The organism is Hymenobacter sp. (genome assembly GCF_036388155.1).
Taxonomy (GTDB): domain Bacteria; phylum Bacteroidota; class Bacteroidia; order Cytophagales; family Hymenobacteraceae; genus Hymenobacter.
Genome location: NZ_DASVSI010000129.1, coordinates 53,968 through 77,530, shown reverse-complemented (window position 1 = coordinate 77,530; position 23,563 = coordinate 53,968). Strand labels below are relative to the sequence as shown.

Annotated in this window: 20 protein-coding genes; 18 read left to right on the top strand and 2 right to left on the bottom strand. The window is 61.0% G+C overall.

The features are described 5' to 3' along the window. Positions 1 to 85: 85 nt before the first annotated feature. The 7 genes from VF629_RS18165 (at position 86) to VF629_RS18135 (ending at position 6,502) form a co-directional block, all read left to right on the top strand. The gene (locus VF629_RS18165; protein WP_331059917.1) at positions 86 to 1,132 is read left to right on the top strand and encodes a class I fructose-bisphosphate aldolase; all 1,047 of its coding nucleotides are present in this window, start codon (positions 86 to 88) and stop codon (positions 1,130 to 1,132) included. Positions 1,133 to 1,272: 140 nt separating this feature from the next. Beyond that, positions 1,273 to 2,175 carry an acetyl-CoA carboxylase, carboxyltransferase subunit beta gene (gene accD, locus VF629_RS18160; protein WP_331059916.1) on the top strand — a complete coding sequence of 301 codons (903 nt, stop codon included), beginning with the start codon at positions 1,273 to 1,275 and terminating at the stop codon, positions 2,173 to 2,175. A 119-nt stretch (positions 2,176 to 2,294) separates the two neighbouring features. Next, positions 2,295 to 3,062, top strand: a complete 768-nt coding sequence (locus VF629_RS18155) for an OmpA family protein (protein WP_331059915.1) — start codon at positions 2,295 to 2,297, stop codon at positions 3,060 to 3,062. A 249-nt stretch (positions 3,063 to 3,311) separates the two neighbouring features. Beyond that, a complete protein-coding gene (locus VF629_RS18150) occupies positions 3,312 to 3,590 on the top strand; it encodes a YMGG-like glycine zipper-containing protein (RefSeq protein WP_331059914.1) in 279 nt (92 codons plus the stop codon). Between the two features lie 222 nt (positions 3,591 to 3,812). Then, positions 3,813 to 4,532, top strand: coding sequence for an OmpA family protein (locus VF629_RS18145; protein WP_331059913.1), 720 nt, complete (start codon positions 3,813 to 3,815; stop codon positions 4,530 to 4,532). Positions 4,533 to 4,653: 121 nt separating this feature from the next. Next, positions 4,654 to 5,427 (top strand): endonuclease III, encoded by a 774-nt coding sequence (locus VF629_RS18140; RefSeq protein ID WP_331059912.1) that lies wholly within the window; start codon positions 4,654 to 4,656, stop codon positions 5,425 to 5,427. 91 nt (positions 5,428 to 5,518) lie between these two features. Continuing rightward, positions 5,519 to 6,502: a radical SAM protein gene (locus tag VF629_RS18135; protein ID WP_331059911.1), complete on the top strand. Its 984-nt coding sequence runs from the start codon at positions 5,519 to 5,521 to the stop codon at positions 6,500 to 6,502. Between the two features lie 9 nt (positions 6,503 to 6,511). Here the strand turns inward: VF629_RS18135 and VF629_RS18130 are convergent, their stop codons facing one another. Further along, the gene (locus VF629_RS18130) at positions 6,512 to 7,003 is read right to left on the bottom strand and encodes a hypothetical protein (RefSeq protein WP_331059910.1); all 492 of its coding nucleotides are present in this window, start codon (positions 7,001 to 7,003) and stop codon (positions 6,512 to 6,514) included. A gap of 63 nt (positions 7,004 to 7,066) precedes the next feature. Here VF629_RS18130 and VF629_RS18125 point away from each other — a divergent pair, with 63 nt between their 5' ends. Together VF629_RS18125 and VF629_RS18120 are read left to right on the top strand one after the other, a co-directional pair. Beyond that, positions 7,067 to 7,576 (top strand): gamma carbonic anhydrase family protein, encoded by a 510-nt coding sequence (locus VF629_RS18125; protein ID WP_331059909.1) that lies wholly within the window; start codon positions 7,067 to 7,069, stop codon positions 7,574 to 7,576. 349 nt (positions 7,577 to 7,925) lie between these two features. Beyond that, positions 7,926 to 8,396 (top strand): NINE protein, encoded by a 471-nt coding sequence (locus tag VF629_RS18120; RefSeq protein ID WP_331059908.1) that lies wholly within the window; start codon positions 7,926 to 7,928, stop codon positions 8,394 to 8,396. Here the strand turns inward: VF629_RS18120 and VF629_RS18115 are convergent, their stop codons facing one another. Beyond that, positions 8,397 to 9,731, bottom strand: coding sequence for a hemolysin family protein (locus VF629_RS18115; protein ID WP_331059907.1), 1,335 nt, complete (start codon positions 9,729 to 9,731; stop codon positions 8,397 to 8,399). Positions 9,732 to 9,990: 259 nt separating this feature from the next. On the opposite strand from VF629_RS18115, the gene VF629_RS18110 reads away from it, so the two are divergent. The 9 genes from VF629_RS18110 to VF629_RS18070 all read left to right on the top strand — a co-directional run bounded on the left by VF629_RS18110 (position 9,991) and on the right by VF629_RS18070 (position 23,378). Continuing rightward, on the top strand, positions 9,991 to 12,210 hold the full coding sequence (locus tag VF629_RS18110; protein ID WP_331059906.1) for a protein-disulfide reductase DsbD family protein: 2,220 nt from the start codon (positions 9,991 to 9,993) through the stop codon (positions 12,208 to 12,210). 405 nt (positions 12,211 to 12,615) lie between these two features. Next, entirely contained in the window at positions 12,616 to 13,080 is a 465-nt protein-coding gene (locus tag VF629_RS18105) for an Lrp/AsnC ligand binding domain-containing protein (RefSeq protein WP_331059905.1), read from the top strand. Between the two features lie 108 nt (positions 13,081 to 13,188). Then, on the top strand, positions 13,189 to 14,256 hold the full coding sequence (locus tag VF629_RS18100; RefSeq protein WP_331059904.1) for a glycosyltransferase family 9 protein: 1,068 nt from the start codon (positions 13,189 to 13,191) through the stop codon (positions 14,254 to 14,256). A 103-nt stretch (positions 14,257 to 14,359) separates the two neighbouring features. Then, the gene (locus VF629_RS18095) at positions 14,360 to 15,604 is read left to right on the top strand and encodes a pitrilysin family protein (protein ID WP_331059903.1); all 1,245 of its coding nucleotides are present in this window, start codon (positions 14,360 to 14,362) and stop codon (positions 15,602 to 15,604) included. A gap of 64 nt (positions 15,605 to 15,668) precedes the next feature. Further along, positions 15,669 to 16,793 carry a hypothetical protein gene (locus VF629_RS18090; protein ID WP_331059902.1) on the top strand — a complete coding sequence of 375 codons (1,125 nt, stop codon included), beginning with the start codon at positions 15,669 to 15,671 and terminating at the stop codon, positions 16,791 to 16,793. A 15-nt stretch (positions 16,794 to 16,808) separates the two neighbouring features. After that, the gene (locus VF629_RS18085) at positions 16,809 to 17,252 is read left to right on the top strand and encodes a YDG/SRA domain-containing protein (RefSeq protein WP_331059901.1); all 444 of its coding nucleotides are present in this window, start codon (positions 16,809 to 16,811) and stop codon (positions 17,250 to 17,252) included. 96 nt (positions 17,253 to 17,348) lie between these two features. Then, complete coding sequence (locus VF629_RS18080; RefSeq protein WP_331059900.1) at positions 17,349 to 17,990, top strand: O-methyltransferase; 642 nt, start codon at positions 17,349 to 17,351, stop codon at positions 17,988 to 17,990. An 84-nt stretch (positions 17,991 to 18,074) separates the two neighbouring features. Next, positions 18,075 to 20,966, top strand: coding sequence for an outer membrane beta-barrel protein (locus tag VF629_RS18075; protein WP_331059899.1), 2,892 nt, complete (start codon positions 18,075 to 18,077; stop codon positions 20,964 to 20,966). 216 nt (positions 20,967 to 21,182) lie between these two features. Then, on the top strand, positions 21,183 to 23,378 hold the full coding sequence (locus VF629_RS18070) for a LysM peptidoglycan-binding domain-containing protein (protein WP_331059898.1): 2,196 nt from the start codon (positions 21,183 to 21,185) through the stop codon (positions 23,376 to 23,378). Positions 23,379 to 23,563 lie beyond the last annotated feature (185 nt).

Below are 23,563 nucleotides of genomic sequence, written 5' to 3'. Positions count from 1 at the left end.
AATTGTGCCGCATTTTTCGGTCTATCTTTGTTCGCCTTCCCGGCTGGGGCTGCCCCCACCGAAACCACCCGCCCGCACCTCTTCCATGGCTGCTTCCCTCGCCCTGAGTTCCGAAAACGAAGCCCTGCTGAGCCACGAATGCGTGGTTGGCAAAGACCTGATTCACGCGCCCGGCCCCGACTTCCTGGACCGCTGCTTCGTGCCCGGCAGCCGCCCGCCGCAAGTGTTGCGGAGCCTGGGCGCGCTCTACAACCACGGCCGCCTGGCCGGCACCGGCTACCTGAGCATTCTGCCCGTCGACCAAGGCGTGGAGCACACGGCTGGCTCGGCGTTTGGGCCCAACCCCGTGTATTTCGACCCCGAAAACATCCTGAAGCTGGCCACCGAAGGCGGCTGCAACGCCGTGACCACCACCTTTGGCAGCTTCGGCGCGGTGGCCCGGCAATATGCCCACAAAATCCCGTTCATCGTCAAAATCAACCACAACGAGCTGCTGACTTACCCCAATAAGTTCGACCAAATCATGTTCGGCTCGGTGCGGCAGGCCTGGGACATGGGCGCCACCGCCGTGGGCGCCACCATTTACTTCGGCTCGGAGGAGAGCAACCGCCAGATTGGGGACGTAACCCAAGCGTTCGAAGAAGCCCACCGGCTGGGCATGGCCACCGTGCTGTGGTGCTACACCCGCAACAACGCCTTCAAAACCGAGAAAACCGACTACCACGTGGCCGCCGACCTCACCGGCCAGGCCAACCACCTGGGCGTGAGCATGGGCGCCGACATCATCAAGCAGAAGATGGCGGCGAACAACGGCGGTTTTTCGGCCCTGAAATTCGGCAAAATCTTTCCCTCGATGTACGACAAGCTCGCCACCGAGCACCCCATCGACCTCGCCCGCTACCAGGTGCTGAACTGCTACGCCGGCCGCATTGGCCTCATCAACTCGGGCGGCGAAAGCCGCGGCGCCACCGACCGCGAAGACGTCATCCGGATGGCCATCATCAACAAGCGCGCGGGCGGACAAGGGCTTATTTCGGGCCGCAAAGCCTTTCAGCGCTCCTTTGCCGACGGCGTGGACCTGCTGAATGCTATCCAAAACGTATACCTCGACCATTCAATTACGTTGGCGTAAAAGCCTGCGGCGGCCAACGAAACCGGAACCGCCGCAGGCTCCGCGAACGGCTTTTCGGCTTCAGCCCCGACTATTCCTTACTTTTGACCCTACCGTTTACTTCCAACTACTAGCTCCCAGCTACTCACACCTTCTCATATATGGCCTGGTTCAAGCGCGTAGAAAAGGGCATCGTTACCCCTACCGAGCAGAAAAAAGAGACGCCCGACGGCCTCTGGTACAAGTGCCCCGAGTGCAAAACCGTGGCCACCATGGCCGAGCACAAGCGCCTTCTCTTTGTGTGTGGCAATTGCAGCCACCACGACCGCATCGACGCCGCCGATTATTTTGAATTTCTCTTCGACAACAACCACTTCACCGAACTCGACGCCGACCTGACCTCGGGCGACCCGTTGCGGTTTGTCGACACCAAAGAGTACCCCAAGCGCATTGCCGCCACCGAACACAACACCGGCCTGAAAGACGCCGTGCGCACGGCCTACGGCCTGTCGGGCGGGCAGCCGCTGGTGGTGGCCGCCATGGACTTCAAGTTCATTGGCGGTTCAATGGGCTCGGTGGTGGGCGAAAAAATTGCCCGGGCCATCGACCACGCCCGCAAAACACGCACGCCGTTCCTGATGATTTCGCGCTCGGGCGGCGCCCGCATGATGGAAGCCGGCTACTCGCTGATGCAAATGGCCAAAACCTCGGCCAAGCTGGCCCTGCTGGCCGAAGCCGGCGTGCCCTACGTGAGCCTGCTCACCGACCCCACCACGGGCGGCGTCACGGCGTCGTTTGCCATGCTGGGCGATTTCAACATTGCCGAGCCGGGCGCCCTCATCGGCTTTGCCGGGCCGCGCGTCATCAAGGAAACCATCGGCAAAGACCTGCCCAAGGGCTTCCAAAGCGCCGAATTTGTGTTGGAGCACGGCTTCCTCGACTTCATCGTGGACCGCCGCGAACTCAAGCAGCGCCTGGCCCAATTGCTGGGCATGCTGCGGCCGGCGCCCGTGGCCGTCCCCGAGCAGCGGGAAGCGCGGCGCGTCTCCACCAAAGTGCAGTAAGCGCCTATAGAGGAGCCTTTTTACTTTCGGCACGCTTCTTGAAAAGCCCGCTTTCCGGTACCGGAGCGGGTTTTTCCCGTATAAGCCCGGAAATTGACTCACCATTTTTTATTCCCCTCATGAACACCCCCAAATCCCTTCTTTCTGTGCTGATGGCTTTCGTGCTGCTTTTCAGCTCCTGCGCGACGTCGCAGCAAGCCGGTGGCGGCTCTGGCAGGAGCACCACCCAGCCTGACCTTTCGACCAACAACGGCACTGGCGCTCGCAAAACGGGCATGAGCAAAACGACCAAAGGCGGCTTGATTGGCGCTGGTAGCGGCGCTGCGGCGGGTGCTATCCTCGGCCGCGTGATTGGTGGCGGTGCCCGTGGCACGGCCATTGGCGCCATTGTGGGCGCCGCTGCGGGTGGCGCGACCGGCGCCGTCATCGGCCGCAAGATGGACAAGCAGGCCGAAGACCTGCAGCGCGACATGCAGAACGCCAAAGTGGAGCGCGTGGGCGAAGGCATCAAAATCACCTTCGATTCGGGCATCCTCTTCGACACCAACGCCGCCACGCTGCGTCCGGCCTCGGTTAGCGAAATCGACAAGATGGCCGCTGTGCTCCTGAAGTACCCCGACACCAACGTGCTCGTAGAAGGCCACACGGACGCCAGCGGCTCGGACGCCATCAACCAGCCCCTGTCGGAGCGCCGCGCCCAGGCCGTGGCCGCCGAGGCCATTGCCAAAGGCGTGTCGTCTAGCCGCATCACCACCCAGGGCTACGGCTCAACCCAGCCCATTGCCGACAACGCCACGGCCGAAGGCAAGCAAGCCAACCGTCGCGTAGAAATTGCCATCTACGCCAACGAAAAGATGAAGAAAGCCGCCGAGCAAGGCCGCTTGTAAATGTTATCGGTATGGCTTTCCAGCGTGGAAAGCCCGCCGCAAATTGAAAAGGCTGCCCAAGCGGGCAGCCTTTTTTGTGGCTCTCCAGGCCACACTTATCGGTTTACAACCTCAACAACTTTGCGTTCGTTTAAGGCAGTAGTCACGAGCAGCATGGCCCCGTCGGTTCGATGGAAAACGTCTTGCCGGTTGTGGCCCAAGACCGAGTGCTGAAGACTCGTGGTTTATCAACCTTAATCCGAATTTGATATGAAAGCCTTCAAATCGTTTTTCCTGCTATTGATAACGTTCTTCTTCCTGGCTGCCGGGGCTCAGGCCCAAACCCCCAAGAAGGGGTGGAGCAATAAAGCCAAAGGCGCCGCCATTGGCGGTGGTGCGGGTGCCGTGACGGGCGCCGTGATTGGCGGCGGCAAAGGGGCCGTCATTGGGGGCGCAGCGGGCGTGGTGGGCGGTGGCCTGCTGGGCCGTAAGAAAGACAAAAAAGATAACCCGGCCCGTTACGACGCTTACCGGAACAAAAGAAAGTAGTGAACCGCCGGTCAATGCACTGCGTTAGGGCACTCCAAACGGCTCTACTACAGCAGTAGGGCCGTTTTTTTGTAGCTGATTTACGCCACATCAGGACTGGCAATGCACCAGCAGCCCACTTGGCCGAAAGTTTGGCAAGGTGGTTGCAAATGGCGTACTTGCCGGCGCAATGCCCTTATTTTGGCATTTGCGGGCATATTTTTACCAAAACCTTTTTCAAACATGAAATTTCTTCGTTCGTCATTTGCATTTCTGCTGGCCCTGCTGCTGTTGGTAAACAACTTCGCCCAGGCGCAAAGCACTACCGTTTCGGCTGACAAGCCCAAAGGCACTATGAGCAAAACCCTCAAAGGCGGCCTCATTGGCGGCTTGGGTGGTGCGGTAGCGGGCGGTGTAGCTGGTCGCCTCATCGGCGGCAAATCGGGTACTGCCAAGGGCGCCATCATTGGTGCCGCTGTGGGCGGTGCGGGCGGTGCCCTCATCGGCCGCCGCATGGACAAGCAAGCCGCTGAGTTGCGCCGCGACCTGGAAGGCGCCAAAGTGGAGCGCGTGGGCGAAGGCATCAAAATCACCTTTGCCTCGGGCATCCTTTTCGCCACCAACTCGGCTACCCTAACGGGTGAAGCCGCTGGCAACATCGACCAACTGGCCGCTACCCTGAAGAAGTACGGCGACACCAACGTGGTGATTGAAGGCCACACCGACGCCAGCGGTTCGGACGCCATCAACCAGCCCCTGTCGGAGCGCCGCGCCCAAGCCGTGGCCAACGAAATCACGGCCCAAGGCATCGACGATGCTCGCATTACGTCGACCGGCTACGGCTCGACCCAGCCCGTGGCCGACAACACCACGGCCGCTGGCAAAGCCGCCAACCGCCGCGTAGAAGTGGCCATCTTCGCCAACGAGAAGATGCAGAAAGCTGCCAAGCGTGGCCAGCTCTAAGCCATTCTTCTGCTTTAATTAAGAAAACCGGCAGCCTGATGGCTGCCGGTTTTTTTGTGTCTTGGGCGCACTGGCCAATGGACGAGGCAACCTTGCCCGGCCCGGTTGGGTACAACCGGCCATGCCTTCACCCGATGCTACCTACGCCTCTGCCGCGGCCGATAAAGCCTGGGCCGACCACGTTATTCTCGACCACTTCTACGGGCACCTGCCGCCGGAGCCGCGCCGCACGCCCATGCGCGAGCTCATCTCCACGGTGCTCTCGCATCGCACCACCCACGCCGACGAAGAGCTGGCCTACGACCGCATGCTGGAAGCCTTTGGCGACTGGCCCGGCGTCCTGGCCGCGCCCACGGCCGACCTGGCGCACGCCATTCGAACCACGCGGTGGCCCGACACTCAAGCGCCGCGCATTCAGGAAATCCTGCGGCGCATTCAGGCGGAAACCGGTGGTCCGTTCGACTTGGATTTCCTGGCTGACTGGCCCCTGGAGCGCGCCATGGCCTGGCTTACCGACATGCCAGGCATTGGCCTGAAGACGGCTTCGCTGCTGCTGCTATTTAACTACCACAAGCCCGTGCTGCCCATTGATGCCCACGTGCACCGGGTGGCCCAGCGGGTGGGGTTTCTCGGGCCGAAGGTGTCGGTGGAGAAGGCCCACGCCGTCCTGCTGGCGCTGCTGCCGGCCGACGGCGAAACGCTGTTCAACTTCCACAAGCACAACTATTGGCACGGGCAGCAAATTTGCTTTTTCCTCAAGCCCAACTGCCCGCGTTGTCCGCTCAAGGGCTTTTGCAACTACTACCAGGAGCACTACGGCGCCGCGACGCCCGAAGCGCTGGCCGCCACGCCCAGCCAATGGGACCCCGCCGCCTGGGGCAAGCTGCCGCATTAGCTTTGTAGCGCGGACTTTTAGTCCGCGCCCGGAGCGACAGTTCCGCCCTATCGCCTTCTTCAGGCGCGGACTAAAAGTCCACGCTACCACCATGCGCCTCGTCAAGCATCCTGTGTTGTGCAATTACTACGTCACGTACCGCTGCAATGCGAAGTGCGCGTTTTGCGACATCTGGGAAAAGCCTTCGCCCTACATCACGCTGGAAGACGTGACCCGCAACCTTCGCGACCTCAAGCGTCTGGGCGTGTCGGTCATTGACTTCACCGGCGGCGAGCCGTTGCTGCACCGGCAGCTGCCCGAGTTTGTGGCCCTTGCCCGCCAGCTGGGCTTCATCACCACCGTGACTACCAACGGGCTGCTCTACCCCAAAAACGCCGAGAAGCTGCGCGGGCTGGTCGACATGCTCCACTTCTCGCTCGACTCGGCCGACCGCGCCACCCACGACCTAGGCCGCGGCGTGGCCTGCTACGATTTTGTGCTCGAAAGCATCCGGGTGGCCAAAGAGCTGGGCGAGCGCCCCGACATTCTGTTCACCGTTTTCCGTAAAAACCTGGCCGACCTGGAAGCCGTGTACCGCGACATTGCCCAGCCCAACGGCTTGGTGCTCATTCTGAACCCGGCTTTCGAATACGGCGACGTGGAAACCGGCGAGCAGCTCACGCCCAAAGAGTTGGATTACCTCTCGGCTTTCGGCAAGCGCAAGGGCGTGTATTTGAACGAGGCGTTCATCCAGCTGCGGCGCGACGGGGGCAACCACGTGGCCGCGCCTGTGTGCCGGGCCGCCAGCACCACGTTGGTCATCTCGCCCAGCAACGAGCTGGTGCTGCCTTGCTACCACCTGGGCGAGCAGAAATTCCCCATCGATGGCAAGCTGTACGACCTGTATAACGCGCCCGAAACGCAGCGCTTGGCCGCGCTGGAAGGCCGCTTGCCGCAGTGCGAAGGCTGCACCATCAACTGCTACATGCAGCCCAGCTTCGCCGTCGAAACCAGCAAGTATTTCTGGCAGGCGTTGCCTAGCACCCTTAAGTATAACTGGGAAAAAGGGACTTGGAAACGGTTGATTGGGGCGTAGCTGCGGCTATTAACCCGATAGGCGGCCCAGCGCCTGCAGCGTGGCGGCTAGCTCTTCTGGGCGCTGCGTGCCTAGCAATAGCCGGTCGCCGCTCTGAAAAACCAGCTGTAAGCCGTGTACTCCCCACACATTGTAAGCTAGGTTGCCAGGGAAGCCTCGGATGCCCCAGCCGCCAAAATCGCCGAGCGGGGAGTAGGTACGGGGACGAACCTGCCGGAATTCCGTCCAGGGCCAGTGCCGCCAGCGGTTGAGCAGGGGCAAGTAACGGTAGTGAATGCCCGCGGCATCAATCCGGGTTTCGAGGCGCATGAGCCAGAGCAGGCTGCCCGCCGCCGCGCCGATAAAAACCGGGCCGCTGCGCACCCAAAACGTCGCGGTTTCGGGCATCAGCAGGCTGGGAAAAAAGCCCAGCGCGGCTATTACCAGGGCCAGCCACCACCAATGGCGGCCCATGACCTGCGTTTCGGTGAAGAGCGGCAGCGTGGGGTTATCGGTTTCCATCGGGCTAATTTAGCGGCGAACCGGCGCGAAGGTTTTACCCTGCGTCTTCCTTAGTCAACGCCCATGCCTCTCATCCTCCCCGTTCACAGCATCTCGCCCACCATTCCCGCCGATTGTTTCGTGGCCGATAACGCCACCATCGTGGGCGATGTGGTGCTGGGCGCTAAGTGCACCGTGTGGTTTACCGCCGTTATTCGCGGCGACGTGCACAGCATTCGCATCGGTGACGAGACCAACATTCAGGACGGCGCGGTGCTGCACTGCACCTACCAAAAGGCCCCGCTGACCATCGGCAGCCGCGTGAGCATTGGGCACCGGGCGCTGGTGCACGGCTGCACCGTGGAGGATGACGTGCTCATTGGCATGGGCGCCATTGTGATGGACTACGCCGTGGTGGGCACGGGCTGCATTGTTGCGGCTGGGGCCGTGGTGCTGGAAAATTTTGTGTGCGAGCCGGGGTTTCTGTACGCCGGGGTACCCGCCAAAAAAATCAAGCCCGTGACGGAAGCGCAGCGCGAAGGCTTAAAGCGCACGGCCGCCAACTACCAGACCTACGCCAGCTGGTTCCGGTAAAAATTGTGAGTGTCGAGGTCTTCGTTGCGGCTGATGGTATCTTCAACACCATTCTCAACGCGCTACCAGTGGTTTTATGCTTCGTGCCCTCCACAGCTTTTGTGTGCTATTAATTCTGCTGATGGCGGGGCTGTTGAGTGGCTGCCACCGCACCAGCTACCAGTTCCGAGCCGTTGAGAACTCCTCGTTATCCCCAGCCCCAGTGGTTTCTTTGTCCACCGCGCTGGCCACCCGTCGGCAACCACACCTCGCGCAACTGCTTCCGCAACCAAGGCGTTTTCGCGGTGCGCGTGCTGGCCAGGTGGTCCTCATTCGCCAAAAGAAGAGTAAGAGGGTGCCGATTGCGACTATGAAGCGAGTGCCTGGCGGAGCAGTAGCCTCCTTACAGCGCGGCGCGGCCACCAGTTCAGCCGGTGGCCAGCGTGCCGCTCCCCGGCAACACTCGGAGTTGCCCGTGCCGTACCGCAGCAAAGCATTGGCAATCTTGCTGGCCTTGGTGTTTGGTGTTTTGGGGGCTCACCTGTTTTACCTGCGCGAGCCCGGCTCAGCGTCAGGTATTTTGCTTATGACGCTGGCCGGAGCGGCCCTGCTGTTGGTGGGGGCTGCCATGGCTAGCGGAGCCTTAGCCGGTGGCTTCGTCCTGGCGATTTTGGTCAACATCGTGGGTGCTAGTGCTATCGTCACATCGCTCCTCATCGCTCTATTCGATGTCGTCCGCATCCTGACCGGCCACCTGAAGCCCTTTAACGGTCGGTTTCACCCGCGCTTTTTTCAGCTTCGGCTTAAACCCGAAGCCCCCGCCCTCGACCCCACCAAGTAATTACAGCTCGTCGCCCAGGTCGCCGCGGGGCTCGGCGCGCTCGGCGGGGGTGGTCACGCGGAGCTGCACCAACTCCACGGCGCGGCGCGAGCGTTGCAGCACCCGGAATTCGTAGGGGTCGAGCACGGCCACGTCGCCCACTTCCGGGATGCTGCCGTAGATGACGTTGAGCAGGCCGCCCACGGTTTCGTAGTCTTCGCCCTCGGGCAGCGGGAAAGGGAGGTACTCGTTGGCGTCGGAGATGGGGGTGGCGGGGTTCACGCGGTACTCGTCTTCGGCCACTTTTTCCACCACGGGCACTTCGTTGTCGTACTCGTCCTGGATTTCACCCACCAGCTCTTCCATGATGTCCTCGATGGTGACGATGCCGGACACGCCGCCAAACTCGTCGCTCACGATGGCCATCACAATGTGCTTGCGCTGAAACTGCCGCAGCAGGCGGTTGATTTTCTTGGTTTCGGGCACGAAGTAGGGCGGGCGCATGATGCGGGCCAGCTCCACGGGCTCCTGGCGGCGGATGATGGGCAGCAAGTCCTTCACGTTGAGCACGCCCACGATGTTGTCGATGTTGCCCTCGTACACCGGCATGCGCGAAAAGCCTTCGCTGAACACCACGTCGAGAATCTGCTCGGCGGGCGCGTTCAGGTCCAGGGCCGACAGCTTGGTGCGGGGCACCATAATCTGCTTCACCATCCGGTCGTTGAACTGGAACACATTCTCAATCAGCTCGTGCTCCGAGTCCTGAATCTCGCCGCTCTCCTTGCTTTGGTCCAGCAAAATGCGCAGCTCGTCGGAGGTGTGGGCCTCCTGACCGTGCATCGAGTCGACGCCAAATAAGCGCAGGGTCATGCCCGAGAGCTTATTTAGCACCCAGATAAACGGGTAGCTGACGATGTAAAACAGGCGCAACGGTAGCGCAATGGCAATACTCAGCGCCTCGGGCCGTTGGATGGCCAGCATTTTGGGGGCCTGCTCGCCAATGACGATGTGCAGCACCGTGATGGTAGCAAACGACACCGGCAGCGCAATCTGGTGGGCCAGCTCGGGCGTCACGTCCAGGTTCAGGGCGTGCACAGCGGCCAGAATGATGGACGCCACCACGCTTTCGCCTATCCAACCCAGCCCCAGCGACGCCAGCGTAATGCCCAGCTGCGAAGCCGAGAGGTAGGCTTCTAAATCCTGCAAAATGCTGAGGGTGAGCTTGGCCAGGCGGTTGCCTTCCTTGGCCCGCAGCTCAATCTGGGAGAGCCGCACCTTGACCAGCGCGAATTCGGCGGCCACAAAAAATCCGTTTACCAGAACCAGTAAAACGGTGAATAATATTTTTAAACCCATGATGGCGGCCCCCGCGACGCGGTCGGTCTGGGAGCCTTAGTTGCTCAAAAGTACGGAGATTAGTGCGGCTGGTTGGGCCGCTGAACTTTCCGGCCACTAGTTTGTGGTACGGACAACCTTATTTTGTAGAAGAAAGACCGGTAAATAAACCGCAGAGCGAGTCTTTATGCCAGGACACTGGCGGGAACGCATTCCACAGCAAGAGCCTTTTCCCATTGCGAAGAGGTAACAACAAACACCGGTCCTCTGGTTTGCCATTATGAAGAAATTTTTGGTAGTTAAGGTATTGCTGCTCTGGCTGTGGGCTTTTGTGCCCGCTACGGCGCAGATTCTCACGCCCACCCACCTGAGCGCCACCTTGAGCCAGCCCAGCGCCAAGGTAGGTGAAGAGGTAGACTTGATAATCAACGCCCGCATCGACGACAAGTGGCACCTATATGCCTCTGATTTCAGCGACGAAGTGGGGCCCGTGGTGTTCACCATGAAGTTCAAGCCCAGCCCCGCCTACGCGCTGGTGGGCAAGCTGCAATCCATCAAGTCCCACCACGAGCAGGACGAAGTTTTCAAAGGCGAAGTAGCTTTTTGGGAAAAAACCGGCCAGATGCGCCAGCGAATCAAAGTGCTGCAGCCCGGCCCGCTCACCATCACCGGCGAAGCCGACTACCAAAGCTGCACCACCGTGGACGGCCGCTGCGTGCCCGGCAACGAAACCCTGAGCTTTGGCCCGCTCGCCGTGACCGGCGCCGCGGCGGCTCCCGCCAAAGCCACCCGCGCCGTAGCGCCGACCGCGGCTCCCGCCAAAACCCCTGATGTAGCCGCCGTGGCGCCAACGGCCCCAACCACCCAGGCCGCCTCCCAAGCATTGGCTCCCACTGATTCGGCCAAAAACCTTGCGGCGGTGCCTGCCCCGGCCACCAAGCCTGTAGCACCCGCGGCTCAGAGCGCTGAGACCGTTGCGGCACCGGCTGCCTCGGCGGCTACCTTGCAGGACCCGGTAGGCGCAGCCGGCGGCTTGTGGAGCTTCGCGTTTCTGGCATTCACCCTGGGATTGGCTGCCTTGTTCACCCCTTGCGTGTTCCCAATGGTGCCCATGACAGTTTCGCTCTTTACCAGCGGAAACGATAGCCGGCAGCGGGGCATTTTTAAGGCACTAGTGTACGGGGCCAGCATCATTGGCATTTATGTGTTGGTGGGTGTCCTTGTTTCCGCTATCCTTGGCGATGATGGTCCTACCTTAATAAGTACTCACTGGCTACCGAACGTTATTTTCTTCGCAGTCTTTGTGGTTTTTGGACTCTCATTTCTGGGGCTGTTTGAAATCACGTTGCCGCATAACATCGTAAACACTGTGGATGCCCAAGCTGACAAAGGCGGTTGGCTCGGTATTTTTTTTATGGCTCTCACGCTAGTAGTGGTGTCGTTTTCATGCACTGCACCTATCGTGGGCAGCATCATAAGTATGGCCGCTCGCGGCGAGCGCATCACGCCCATCGTGGGCATGCTGGGCTTTTCGCTGGCGTTTGCGCTGCCGTTTACGTTGTTTGCCATTTTCCCCTCCTGGCTGAAAAGCCTGCCCCGCTCGGGCGGCTGGCTGAACACCGTGAAAGTAGTGCTGGGCTTCGTGGAGCTGATGCTGGCCCTCAAATTCCTGAGTACCGCCGATTTGGCCTACCACTGGCAGCTGCTCGACCGCGACGTGTACATCGTGTTGTGGATTGTGCTGTCGGCGCTGCTGGGGTTCTACCTGCTGGGTAAGTTTCGCCTCTCGCACGACTCCCCGCTCGACCATCTCAGCGTGGGCCGCTTGCTGATGGCGGTGCTGGCCTTTGCCTTCACTGTGTATTTGGTGCCGGGCCTGTTTGGCGCTCCGTTGCCGCTGCTGGCCGGCTACCTGCCGCCCCAGACCAAGCGCGATTTTTCGTTGGCTACCGGTAATAATGCCGCCGCTGTGGTCACTGCCGGTAGCAGCGTTGGCCGCGAAGCACCCCGCTTCGGCGAGTTTCTGGAGCTGCCCCACAACCTCGACGGGTATTTCGACCTGGAGCAGGCCAAGCGGGTGGCCCGCCAGCAGAACAAGCCCGTCTTCATCGATTTCACGGGCCACGCCTGCGTCAATTGCCGGAAAATGGAAGCCACGGTGTGGAGCGACCCGCAGGTGCTCGAGCAACTCCGCAACGACTACGTGGTGGTGGCCCTCTATGTGGATGACAAAACCGAACTGCCGCAAAGCGAATGGTACACCTCGCCGCGCGACAAGCAAGTGAAAAGCACCCTGGGCAAGCAAAACGCCGACCTGCAGGTGACTCGTTACGGGTTCAACGCCCAGCCGTATTACGTGTTGCTCGACCCCAACGACGCCACCAACCAACCGTTGGTGCAACCTTTGGCCTATGAGCCCGATGTTGCGCAGTTCAGCGCGTTCTTGAAGGCCGGTACCAAGCAGTTCAACAGCCGGCGGGCTCCTATGGCTACCCGCTAGTCAATCGATTGAGTTGCTTCGCAGTGCGAATGAATTATGCCCGCAAACGATTTAAAACACGAAGAGGCGGCCCCCACCCAGAGGCCGCCTCTCACAAATGTGAGGAGCGCACCCACCCAGATGCGCTTCCCGTTTTCCCCTCTTCTCCTCCGTATCCAACCACGGCCGTAGCGAAATGACATTATCATTTCATTAAGGAATCAGCTTGAAAAGCGCTAGTTGCCCAACGCCGATGAGCCCATTTAACCTACTACTTTACGCCGCGGCCTTCTGCCTTTGGATTGTGACAAATGTAAGAAGGTAACTGAGATGATGCAAATAATCGATTGTTTTAACTCAAAATTTGCAAAATCTCTAATTTTTGCCACCTAATTTTGTATTGTTTTTAATCCTTTTCTGCAAAACATGGCTCGTAATTACGAACTTGATGACACCGACCGGAACATCCTGAATCTACTCATTCAAGATGCTAAAATGCCGTACACCGAAATTGCCCGCAAAGTCAACGTCTCGGGGGGCACCGTGCACGTCCGCATGGCCCGCCTCGAGGAGATTGGCATTGTGCAGGGCGCAACGTTGCGCATCGATTACCAGAAACTGGGCTACGGTGTAAATGCTTTTCTGGGCATCTATCTCCTGAAAAGCTCGGTGTACACCAGCGTGGTAAATCAGCTGCGTGAGATTCCCGAAGTGGTCAGCATTCATTTCACCACCGGGGCCTACGGGGTATTTGCCCGCCTGGTATGCCGCGATACCCAACACCTGCGCGACGTGCTGCACGACCGAATCCAACCCATCGACGGCATCGAGCGCACCGAGACGCTCATTTCCTTGGAAGAAGTCATTAGCCGCCCGGCGCAGCTCACCTAAGCCGCGCCAAGGAGTGCCTTTGGGGCCGCCGCCGTGTGCCGATGCGCACGGCGGCGGCCCCGTTGCTTATTGGTTGAGCAGGCCCCGGGCGTACTTTTGCGCTCTGCCATGCCCACTGTTCCGCCCGCCACGTTGCTCATCCAAACCGCTTTCATCGGCGACGTGATTCTGATGACGGCGCTGCTGGAGTACCTGCACCACACCGAGCCGGCCACGCCCGTGGACGTATTGGTGCGGCGGGGCAACGAAAGCCTGGTGGCGGGCCACCCGCACGTGCGCCACGTGCTGATTTGGGACAAAAAGCACCGCAAATACGCCGCCCTGTGGGACCTGCTGCGCCAGATTCGGGCTGCCCATTACGGACGCGTGGTGACGCTGCAGCGCTTTGCCAGCACCGGCTTTCTCACGGCTTTTTCGCGAGCGCCGGAGCGGGTTGGGTTCTCCAAGAACCCATTGAGTGGGTTTTTCACGCGCCGAGTGCCGCATGCCATTGGCGACGGCACCCACGAGGTGGAACGCAACCTGCGGTTGCTTAATGAGGAATTAGGAATGAAGAATGAGGAATTGACTGACGCCTCCAATTCCTCATTCTTCATTGCTCATTCTTCATTAAGGGCAGCGTCAAAGCCCCGGCTTTATCCCTCGGCCGCCGATGAAGCCACTGCCGCGGCGTATGCGGCCGGGCCCTACGTATGCGTGGCGCCCACCTCGGTGTGGTTCACCAAGCAGTACCCCGAGGAAAAGTGGCTGGAACTGCTTGCCGCCTTGCCTTCCGGCTTGCGGGTGCTGCTGCTGGGTGGCCCGCCTGATGTGGCCGCCTGTGAGCGGTTGGCCGCCGCTAGCGGCCGGGCGGGGGTGGAGAACTTATCCGGCAAGTTGGGCTTGTTGGCCTCGGCGGCGCTCATGCGGGGCGCGGTGATGAACTACGTGAACGACTCAGCCCCGATGCACCTGTGTTCGGCCGTTGACGCGCCCGTGACGGCGGTGTTCTGCAGCACGGTGCCCGCGTTTGGTTTTGGGCCGCTGAGCCCGATTTCTTTCGTCGTCGAGACTAAAGAGAAGCTGGCTTGCAAGCCCTGCGGCCTGCACGGGCACGGAGCTTGCCCGCTCGGGCACTTCCGGTGCGCGCATAGCATTGAGGTAGGACAACTGCTCGAATCAATGATTAGTGGTTAGTGGTTAATGATTAATACGCGCCGGTTCAAACTACTAACCGATAACCATTAATCACTAAGCACTAACCATTAACCGCTAAGCGAAGCCGTACCTTTGCAGCCTTATGCTCGACTATCACATTCACGAATACCCTAACGGCATCCGCCTCTTACACAAGCAGGTACTGCACACTAAAATTGCCCATTGCGGCTTTTTATTGGACATCGGCTCGCGCGACGAAGCGCCGCATCAGCAAGGCTTGGCCCACTTCTGGGAGCACATGGCCTTTAAAGGCACCAAAAAACGTAAGTCTTTTCACATCCTCAACCGCCTCGAAACCGTGGGCGGCGAGCTGAACGCCTATACCACCAAGGAGAAAATTTGCTTCTACGCAGCGTTGCTCAGCACGCACTTCGAGCGGGCGTTTGAACTGCTCACGGACCTCACCTTCAACTCTGTTTTTCCGGGCCGCGAGGTGGAAAAGGAGCGAGGCGTGATTCTGGAGGAAATGAGCATGTACCAGGATGCGCCGGAGGACGCCATCATCGACGATTTCGACACCGTCGTGTTCGGCGACCACCCCCTGGGTGTGAATATCCTCGGCACCCGCGAGAGCGTGAGCCGCTTCCAAACGGCCGACTTCCACGCCTTTTTGCAGGAGCAGATGCGCACCGACCGGCTGGTGTTCAGCTCTGTGAGCAACTTGTCATTTGCGGAGGTGAAGCGGCTGGCCGACAAATTCCTGGCCCCGCTGCCCGCTAAACTCGGCCCCCGGGTGCGCCGTCCGGTGGGCGGCTACGAGCGCAAAAACCAAGTGGAAACCCGGCCCATTTCGCAGGCGCACTGCCTGGTGGGCGGCCCGGCTTACTCACTGAACGACCCGCGCCGCATCCCCTTCTTCATGCTGAACAACATCTTGGGCGGCCCCGGCATGAATTCGCGCCTCAACTTGGCCGTGCGGGAAAAGTACGGCCTCGTGTACACCATCGACAGCACGTATTCGCCCTACACCGACACGGGCCTGTTCGGCATCTATTTCGGCACCGAGGGCAAGCAGGTGAAGCGCACGCTGGGCCTGGTGCAGAAAGAGCTGAAGCTGCTGCGCGAAAAGCCCTTGACTACTAACCAGTTGCACACCGCCAAGCACCAACTGATGGGCCAGCTGGCCATGAGCGAGGAAAGCAACAGCGGCCTGATGCAGCTGCTCGGCAAAAGCACCCTTGATTTGGGCCGCGTAGAACCCCTGAGCGAAATCTTCCAGAAGATTGAGCGCGTCTCAGCCGCTGAGCTGCAGGAAATGGCCAACGAAGTGCTGACTGAGGAGCATCTAAGCGTGTTGCAGTACGTGCCGGAAGGGAAGACGACGTGAGTGTGGCTGACTGGTAGCGCATTGCTTTGCAGAGCCCTCTCATACTTCATTTTGACTGACCAACATGTTAAAAGTACGGGCCTTGGTGCTGGCAATGGGAGCCTGGCTGTGGGTAGCCTGCTTGGCGCTGACATTGCTTACCTGCTTGCCCCAGCTTGATTTTCGGGTCGTTGCCCACAGAAGTTTGGTGCACAGCACCGCTTGGCTGCTGGCTTTCAGCGGTGCGGGCTATTTCGCTACTCGCACGACGAATTCCGCCTTAGGAGCACTTTTGCGGTGGATTCCGCGAGTACAGTGGGTGCTGGCAGCCCTGCCGCTGCTGATGCTTTGGTACGGGCTGTTTTTTCTCTACAGTTTTTTTCTGGATTTCAACGTCACCAAAGAAGGTTTTGAATCCGGAATTGGAAGTCCGCTGCTGCGACGAGGAAGTGCTGTTGTGCGCTACCAGCGTATCCGGTGGCAATCTGAATCTGATATTAACGGCACTGCCGTCATCGTGAGGCCCGTAACCCAACTCTTAGAGTGGGTGACACCCGTGGGCCCGTACAAGCTAGACTCCACGTGGACCGTGCTTGACCCTTACGGTCGTACCCTCATTAGCAGCCGCTACGAGCAAGTGGCCCAGCAACGCAAATTCGAACACTATCTGGGCCGCTTGCAAGCCAGCGCTGATTCGGCCAACCTCGTTCGTGATGCCTTGCCCTTACCGGCTGCTACTCAACTCGGAACTGGCACAATAGGGTATGCTGCGAACGGTAAAAACCGCCAGAACCGCTTAACTGGCCGCAATGACCAAGGTGGTACGGATGGAATAGATGTCCACGCCCGACTCAATGGCCCGCTAGGACTAGACGCAAACTTGGGTTTGCCAGCTCCGAACAACACCGAGTGGCTCACTATTGCCCTCACCAATTTTCATGGACTAGGCACTTATTACCTCGGCCGCCGCAGTCCTTTGGACGCCTCATTCATGCCAACTGCCGACGCCAATTATCTGCAGCTAACTCGTCTTGGGACTGATGAAAAAAATCGTATTTATATGAGTGTTGCCGCCCAACCGGCACGCCTAACTATCACGCATTTTAACGCCAAGCAAAACATCATAGCTGGCACGTTTGAAGGAACCTTGCACAGCATCAGCGGCGATACACTTCGCATCAGTCAAGGCCGATTTGACGTTACACTATAGCATAGCTAATTCTCCATGCCCATCTTCGGCCACGTGGGCACCTACCGGCCCGGCGATACCTTCCGCAACCGCATCGACTTGGCCCTGACAGGCGTGCACCGGCCGCGCCGGGCCGGCGTGTGCGGCACGCAGCAGCTAGGCGCCGAAAGCATTGTGCTGGCGGGCCAGTACGAGGAGGACGAATTTGGCGAAGATGAAATCCTGTACTCAGGCAACGGCGGACGGGACCCCAAAACCGGCCACCAAATCAGCGACCAAGTTGCTACCACCGGCATCCTGAGTTTGCTGAAGAGCATCGAAACGGGCTTGCCGGTGCGGGTGCTGCGCAAAGTGCCGGCTGAGGACAACGGACCCGACGTGTACCGCTACGAGGGACTCTACCAAGTGGTGGTCTCCAGCTACGGGCCGGGGAAGTCTGGCTTTCAGGTGTACGTGTTTCGGCTAAGGCCGTGTTCTTGAATTTTTCGCCCGCCGAGGGCGCGGAAGGATGCGCAGAAGTCGCTGAACGTTCTGCGCATCCTTCCGCGCCCTCTGCGGGAAAGCTTAACCACCGATATGCTTGACTCCATCCAAGCTTACGCCGAGCTGCACACCGCCCCGGAGCCGCCGCTGCTGGCGCAACTCACCCGCGAAACGCACCTGCAAACGTTGCTGCCCCGCATGAGCAGCGGCCACCTGCAAGGGCGCCTGCTGAGCCTGCTGAGCCACTTGGTGCGCCCGCAACGCATCCTGGAAATCGGCACCTTTTGCGGGTACGCCACCCTGTGTCTGGCCGAAGGACTCGCCGATAACGGCCTGCTGCACACCATTGAGATAGACCCGGAAAAGGAGGCACGCATTCGGCGGTACGTGGCCGCGGCGGGCCTCACCGGGCGGGTGCGGCTGCACATTGGGGCGGCCCTCGACGTTTTGCCGGAATTGGTCGGTGAAGTATGGGATTTGGTCTTTATTGACGCCGACAAGCGCAGCAACGGCGCTTATTTTGAAGCAGTCATTGAGCAGGTGCGGCCCGGCGGGTTGCTCGTCGTCGACAACGTGTTGTGGAGCGGCAAGGTGCTGCCCACCCACGCGGTGAAAACCGGCGACAAGGACACGCCGCTGGTCCGGGCTTTCAACGACCAAATGGCTCAGGATGCGCGGGTGGAACCGGTGTTTTTGCCCCTGCGCGATGGGCTGCTGCTGCTGCGTAAAAAGTAGCCGCGGATACAATCGATTGACTGCTCAGTAAACCCTGCGCAGGCGAACCCCGTCTGACCTACTTTCATCACGCTACCCAGTTTCATGCGGCACTTTACTCTGTTGGTTTTCTTGTGGATGGGCCTGGGCGCGGTGCAAGCCCAAACCCCGGCGCCCACCACGGTGAGCGGCCGCGTGACCGACGGCAAAGACCAGTCGCCGCTGATTGGCGCCAACGTACTGCTCATTCGCTTGCCCGACTCGGTGAGAACCGGGGCCGCGGCCGACGCCGAAGGCCGGTTCCAGTTCGACAACGTGGCAGCCGGCCGCTACGTGCTCGATGCTTCCTTTGTGGGCTACCAGAAGCTGCGCCAGCCCGTGACGGTGGCCGGCATTCCGGTGCAGTTGGGCGCGTTGGCGCTGCAAACCGGCGGCATTCAATTGAAAGGCGTGGTGGTGACGGGCCAGGCGGCCCAATCGGTGCAGAAAGGCGACACCACGCAGTTCAACGCCCGCGCCTTCAAAACCAACCCCGACGCCAACGCCCAGGACCTGGTGACGAAGATGCCCGGCGTGAGCGTAGGCACCGACGGCAAGGTGCAGGCCCAGGGCGAAGCCGTGCAGCGGGTGCTGGTGGATGGCAAGGAGTTTTTCGGCAATGACCCGGACGCCGTGCTCAAGAACCTGCCCGCCGAAATGGTGGACAAGGTGGAAGTATTCGACCAGCGCAGCGAGCAAAGCCGCTTTTCGGGCTTCGACGACGGCAACACCACCAAAACCATCAACATCGTAACGAAGGTGGAGTTTCGCAACGGCACGTTTGGGCGCGTGGTGGCCGGGGCCGGCGACAAACGCTACCGCGCCAGTGGCAACATCAATACCTTCAAGGGCGACCAGCGCATTTCGGTGCTGGCGCAGTCCAACAACGTGAACGAGCAGAACTTCGGCACCGAAGACCTGCTGGGTGTGGTGGGCAACTCCAACCAAGGCGGCAACGGCCGGGGCGGGGGAGGCCGGGGCCAGGGCAACGGCGGCAACGGCGGCAACGCCGGCGACTTCCTCGTGAACCAGAACGGCGGCATCACCACGACCAACGCGGCGGGCCTGAACTACTCCAATTCCTGGCGAAAGAAAACCGACCTCTCGGCCAGCTACTTTTTCAACCGCGCCAACAACGCGCTGAACAGCAGCACCGAGCGCCAGTACGTGCTGCCCCAGCAAGCCAGCACCACCTACACCCAAAACGCCAACACCACCAGCCTCAACACCAACCAGCGCTTCAACATGCGCCTGGAGCACAAGATTGATTCGGCCACGTCCATCCTTTTTCGGCCGCGCTTCAGCTACCAGCAGAACGACGCCGCCAGCCAGGTGCTGGGCGTGACGCGCCGCGGCGGCGAGGAGCAGAGCAACATCAACAGCCGCTACAACTCCGACAACGAAGGCATGAACACCGGCGGCGACCTGCTGCTGCGCCACCGCTTCCCCAAGCCCGGCCGCACGGCCAGCCTGAGCATTGGCGGTTCCTACAGCCAGCGCGAGGCTAACACCAACCTGCGCACCAACGACACGGGCTCGGCCCTGAACACCCTGAGCCAGGCCAGCACGCTCAATCAAAACGGCGGCAACCTGAACGCCAACTTGTCGCTGACCGAAGCCCTGAGCAGGCAGGACGTGCTGCAGGGCAACTACGCCATCAACTACGCGCCGAACAATTCGGAGAAATACACCTTCGATGTGCTGAGCGGCGATTTTCGGCAGCTGAACGAAGGGCTGAGCAACGTGTTCGAGAACTACTACCTCACGCAGTCGGGCGGGCTCACCTACCGGCACGTCACGCCCAAGTACCAAGCCAGCGTGGGCCTGTCGGGGCAACATTCGGAGCTGTACAGCGACGCCCAGTACCCGCGGCCCAGCGTGGGGCGCTACACCTTCGTGAACCTGCTGCCCAACGCCAATGTCAACTACCGCTTTACGCGCCAGAAAAACCTGCGCTTCAACTACCGCACCAACACCAATCCGCCCAGCGTGAACCAGTTGCAAGCCGTGGTGAACAACTCCAACCCCTTGCAACTCACCATCGGCAACCCCACGCTGCGTCAGGAGTTCCAGCATTCGGTGAACTTCCGCTACACGGCTTCCAACCCCGAAAAGTCGAGCAACTTTTTCGCCGTGCTCTCCGGCGCCTACACCCAGGACCCCATTTCCAACCGTACCCAGGTGGCCATACGCGACACGCTGGTGACGCCCGAAGGCGCTCCCAGTGTGCGCCTCCCCGCCGGCGGCCAGCTCACCCAGCCCACCAACCTCAGCCAGCAGTACAACGTGCGCTCGCTGGTGAGCTACGGCCGGCCCATCACGGCCATTAAAACCAACGTGAACCTGAGCCTGAACGCTAACTACACCCAGACGCCCGGCCTAGTGAACGGCGGCCTGAACTACGCCCGCGTGCCCTCGTTCGGGGCGGGCCTCACGCTCAGCTCTAACATCAGCCCCAACCTGGACTTCACGGCCTCCACCACGTCGAACAAAAACTACGTGCGCAACACCTTGCAGGCCAACCGCAACACCGACTATTTCTCCCAAGTGACGCGCCTGCGGGTGGGTTGGATTGTGGGCCCCGGCATCAACATCCAAACCGACCTTGTGCACCAGGCCTACGCCGGCCTTTCCAGCGGCTACAACCAGCCCTATGCGCTGTGGAACGCCAGCATTGGTAAGAAAATATTTCCCGGCCAGCGCGGCGAAATTCGGGTGTACGCCTTCGACTTGCTGGGCCAGAACCGCGCCGTGCAGCGCAACGTGACCGAGGCGTATTACGAGGACGTGCAAACCACCATTCTGCAGCGCTACTTCATGCTGATGTTCACCTACAACATCCGCAGCGGCAACGTGGTGGCGCCCGCCGGCGAGGGCCGTGGCGAAGGCCGGGGTGAGCGTGGCTTTGGCCGCCCAGACGGCGGTGGCCGCCCGGGTGGTGGAGGCGACCGGCCTTAAGCCTGTAAACATGACGAAAGGACGTCATGCAGAGCGCGGCGAAGCATCTCTTTTGCGTCACTAATCTGATTTAGTATGGCGGGAGAGACGCTTCGGCTGCGCTCAGCATGACGCAGGTTTGATAAACCATGCTAGCGCTATTTGCGCAAAAATCAGGTTCTTTGCAGCTTCCGGGCGGAAAAAGGCCGCGGTGGCCCTCTTCCGCCCGCTTGGCTTATGCGAAATTTGATTGTAGTGCTTTTGATGATGGGCGTGGCCTTTGCGCGCCCAGCGGCGGGCCAGTCGGCGACTTCGGTCTCTGCGCTGGTTGTGCCGGCCGCGTTCGATGTTGCCGGTGTGCACGTGGTGCTCGACGACGCTGCCCGGCGGCTGGTGCAACAGAAAGCTGACGGCTTGCGGCGCCACCAACCCTCGTTCCAGGCCCGTGTGAACCTCGCCGACGCCGCTTTTCCCATCATCGACAGGGTGCTGAAGGAGGAAGGCGTGCCACTGGATTTTCGCTACCTCGTGCTGCAGGAAAGCGCCCTGCTTGGCGATGCGCAAAGCGTGCACGAGGCTGTAGGCTACTGGCAGCTCAAGCGCGAAGCCGCTTCCGACCTGGGCCTAGTGGTGAATGACCAAGTGGATGAGCGCAAGCACCTCACCGCCAGCACTCGCGCCGCAGCCCGTTACCTGGCTCGCAACAACGCCAGCCTGCACAACTGGCTCAATGCCCTGCTCAGCTACAACCTCGGCCTGACCGGCGTGAAGCCCTACACGCTGCCCACCGATTTCGACGCCCGCGAAATGACCATCACGGAGGCCACTTCGCCCTACGTACTGATGTTCCTGGCCCAAAAGCTGGCCTTCGAGCCGGCCTGCGGCCTCAACCCCAAGCCGCCCTTGCGCCTGCAGGAGTTTCCCGCCCAACCCGGCCAAACCCTCGAGTCTCAGGCCCGCCTTGTACACGCTGAGCCCGCCAACCTGGCCATGCACAACCGCTGGCTGCTGGCCGCTACCGTGCCCACCGACAAACCCTACACGCTGATTGTGCCCGTGGGCGACGTGACCCAGGCCACCGGCATCTTGGCCAACCAGCGCCTGCAAAGCAGCCCGCAGCTCATCACCATGCCCGCCGTGGCCGCCAACTCGGCCGAGGTGCGCCTCAACGACCTGCGCGCCATCATTGCCCTGCCCGGCGAAACCACCGCCGACCTGGCCCGGCGTGGCGGCAAGCGCTTGGGCGAGTTTCTGAAGCATAACGAGCTCACGGCCTTCGACGCAGCCGTAGTGGGGCGCCCGTACTACTTAGAAAGCAAGCGCGACGTGGGCGCCGTGGAATACCACGTAGTGCAACCCAGCGAAACCATTTTTGATGTGGCCCAGAAATACGGCATGCGCCAAAAGGCCGTCCGGAATAAGAACCGCTTGTCTCGGGTGGATGAGCTGCGCCCCGGCCGCCTGCTGTGGCTGCAGCACACCAGGCCCCGTGACGTGGCCGTGGAGTACCGCACCCTGACCGAAAGCGTCGCTCTCGAATCTGTGCCGCCCAGCCGGTCCTCGTCCGGCGGGGCGGCAGTGGCCAAATCGGGTTCGGTGGAAGAGGGCTGGGGCGAGGCCCTGGCTACCGCTACCATGGCGGCCGCCACTCCCGCTGTAGCGCCCGCTGCGCCTGCGCCGGTAGCAACGCCAGCGCCTCAGCCTGCACCTGCGGCCACGCCGGTTGCTGGAACCACGCCGAGTCCCGCACCCGCGACAGAGCGGCCTGCTGCTCCAGCCCCGCAAACGGCGGCTTTGCCTCCGCCAGCCGCTGCCCCAGCGCCCGCTCCGCTGGCCGATGAACCCCGCAATGAGCCCGCGCCTGAGCCTGCATCCGAACCAGCGCTGGCAGCGGAGCCTGCCGTAGCCCAGCATGCGCCAGTGGCCGCGCCAGAGCCCACGCCTACAGTGACAACTGTGCCGCTGCCTGCTCCGGTCGCTTCGGCACCGGCCCCAGTTCCGGCCTCCGCCCCAGCTGCTGTGCCAACCACCACGGCCGCCACCGGTGCCAAGACGCACCGCGTTGCGCCCAAGGAAACCGTGTATTCCATTAGCCGGCTTTACCAGATTCCGCCGGCCACGCTCATGGCCATCAACAACCTGACGCCGCCGGCCAATCTGCTGGTGGGCCAGGTGTTGCAACTGGAGGCGAAGGGCTGGGCGCAGCCTGCGCCTGCTGCGGCGGCTCCGGTCTACATACCTGCAGTGCCCGCGCCAGCCGCAGCCGATGCCGCCGGCACCACCATCCGCCACACCGTGGCGAAGGGCGAAACGCTGTACAGCATCGCCCGCCTCTACAAGGTGACCGTGGCGGACTTGCAGGCTTGGAACGGCAAACTCGACCAGACCGCAAAGCTGGGCGAAGTGCTGCAAGTAAGGCAAGCTGCGAAATAGCGGCTCTTTTTCCACGACCGCGCCCCCGGCCACGCGGCGCTGATTTACTCCGTTTGGAGCAGGTCGGCGCTGCGAAGCCGGGGGCGCGGTCGGTTTGTCTCGAAGCCGGAATTACGACGAAGCAGGGGCGTCGCTTGCTGAAAAAACGCAGCGCTCAGGGAATCAGGCAGCAGGGATTTGGGGTT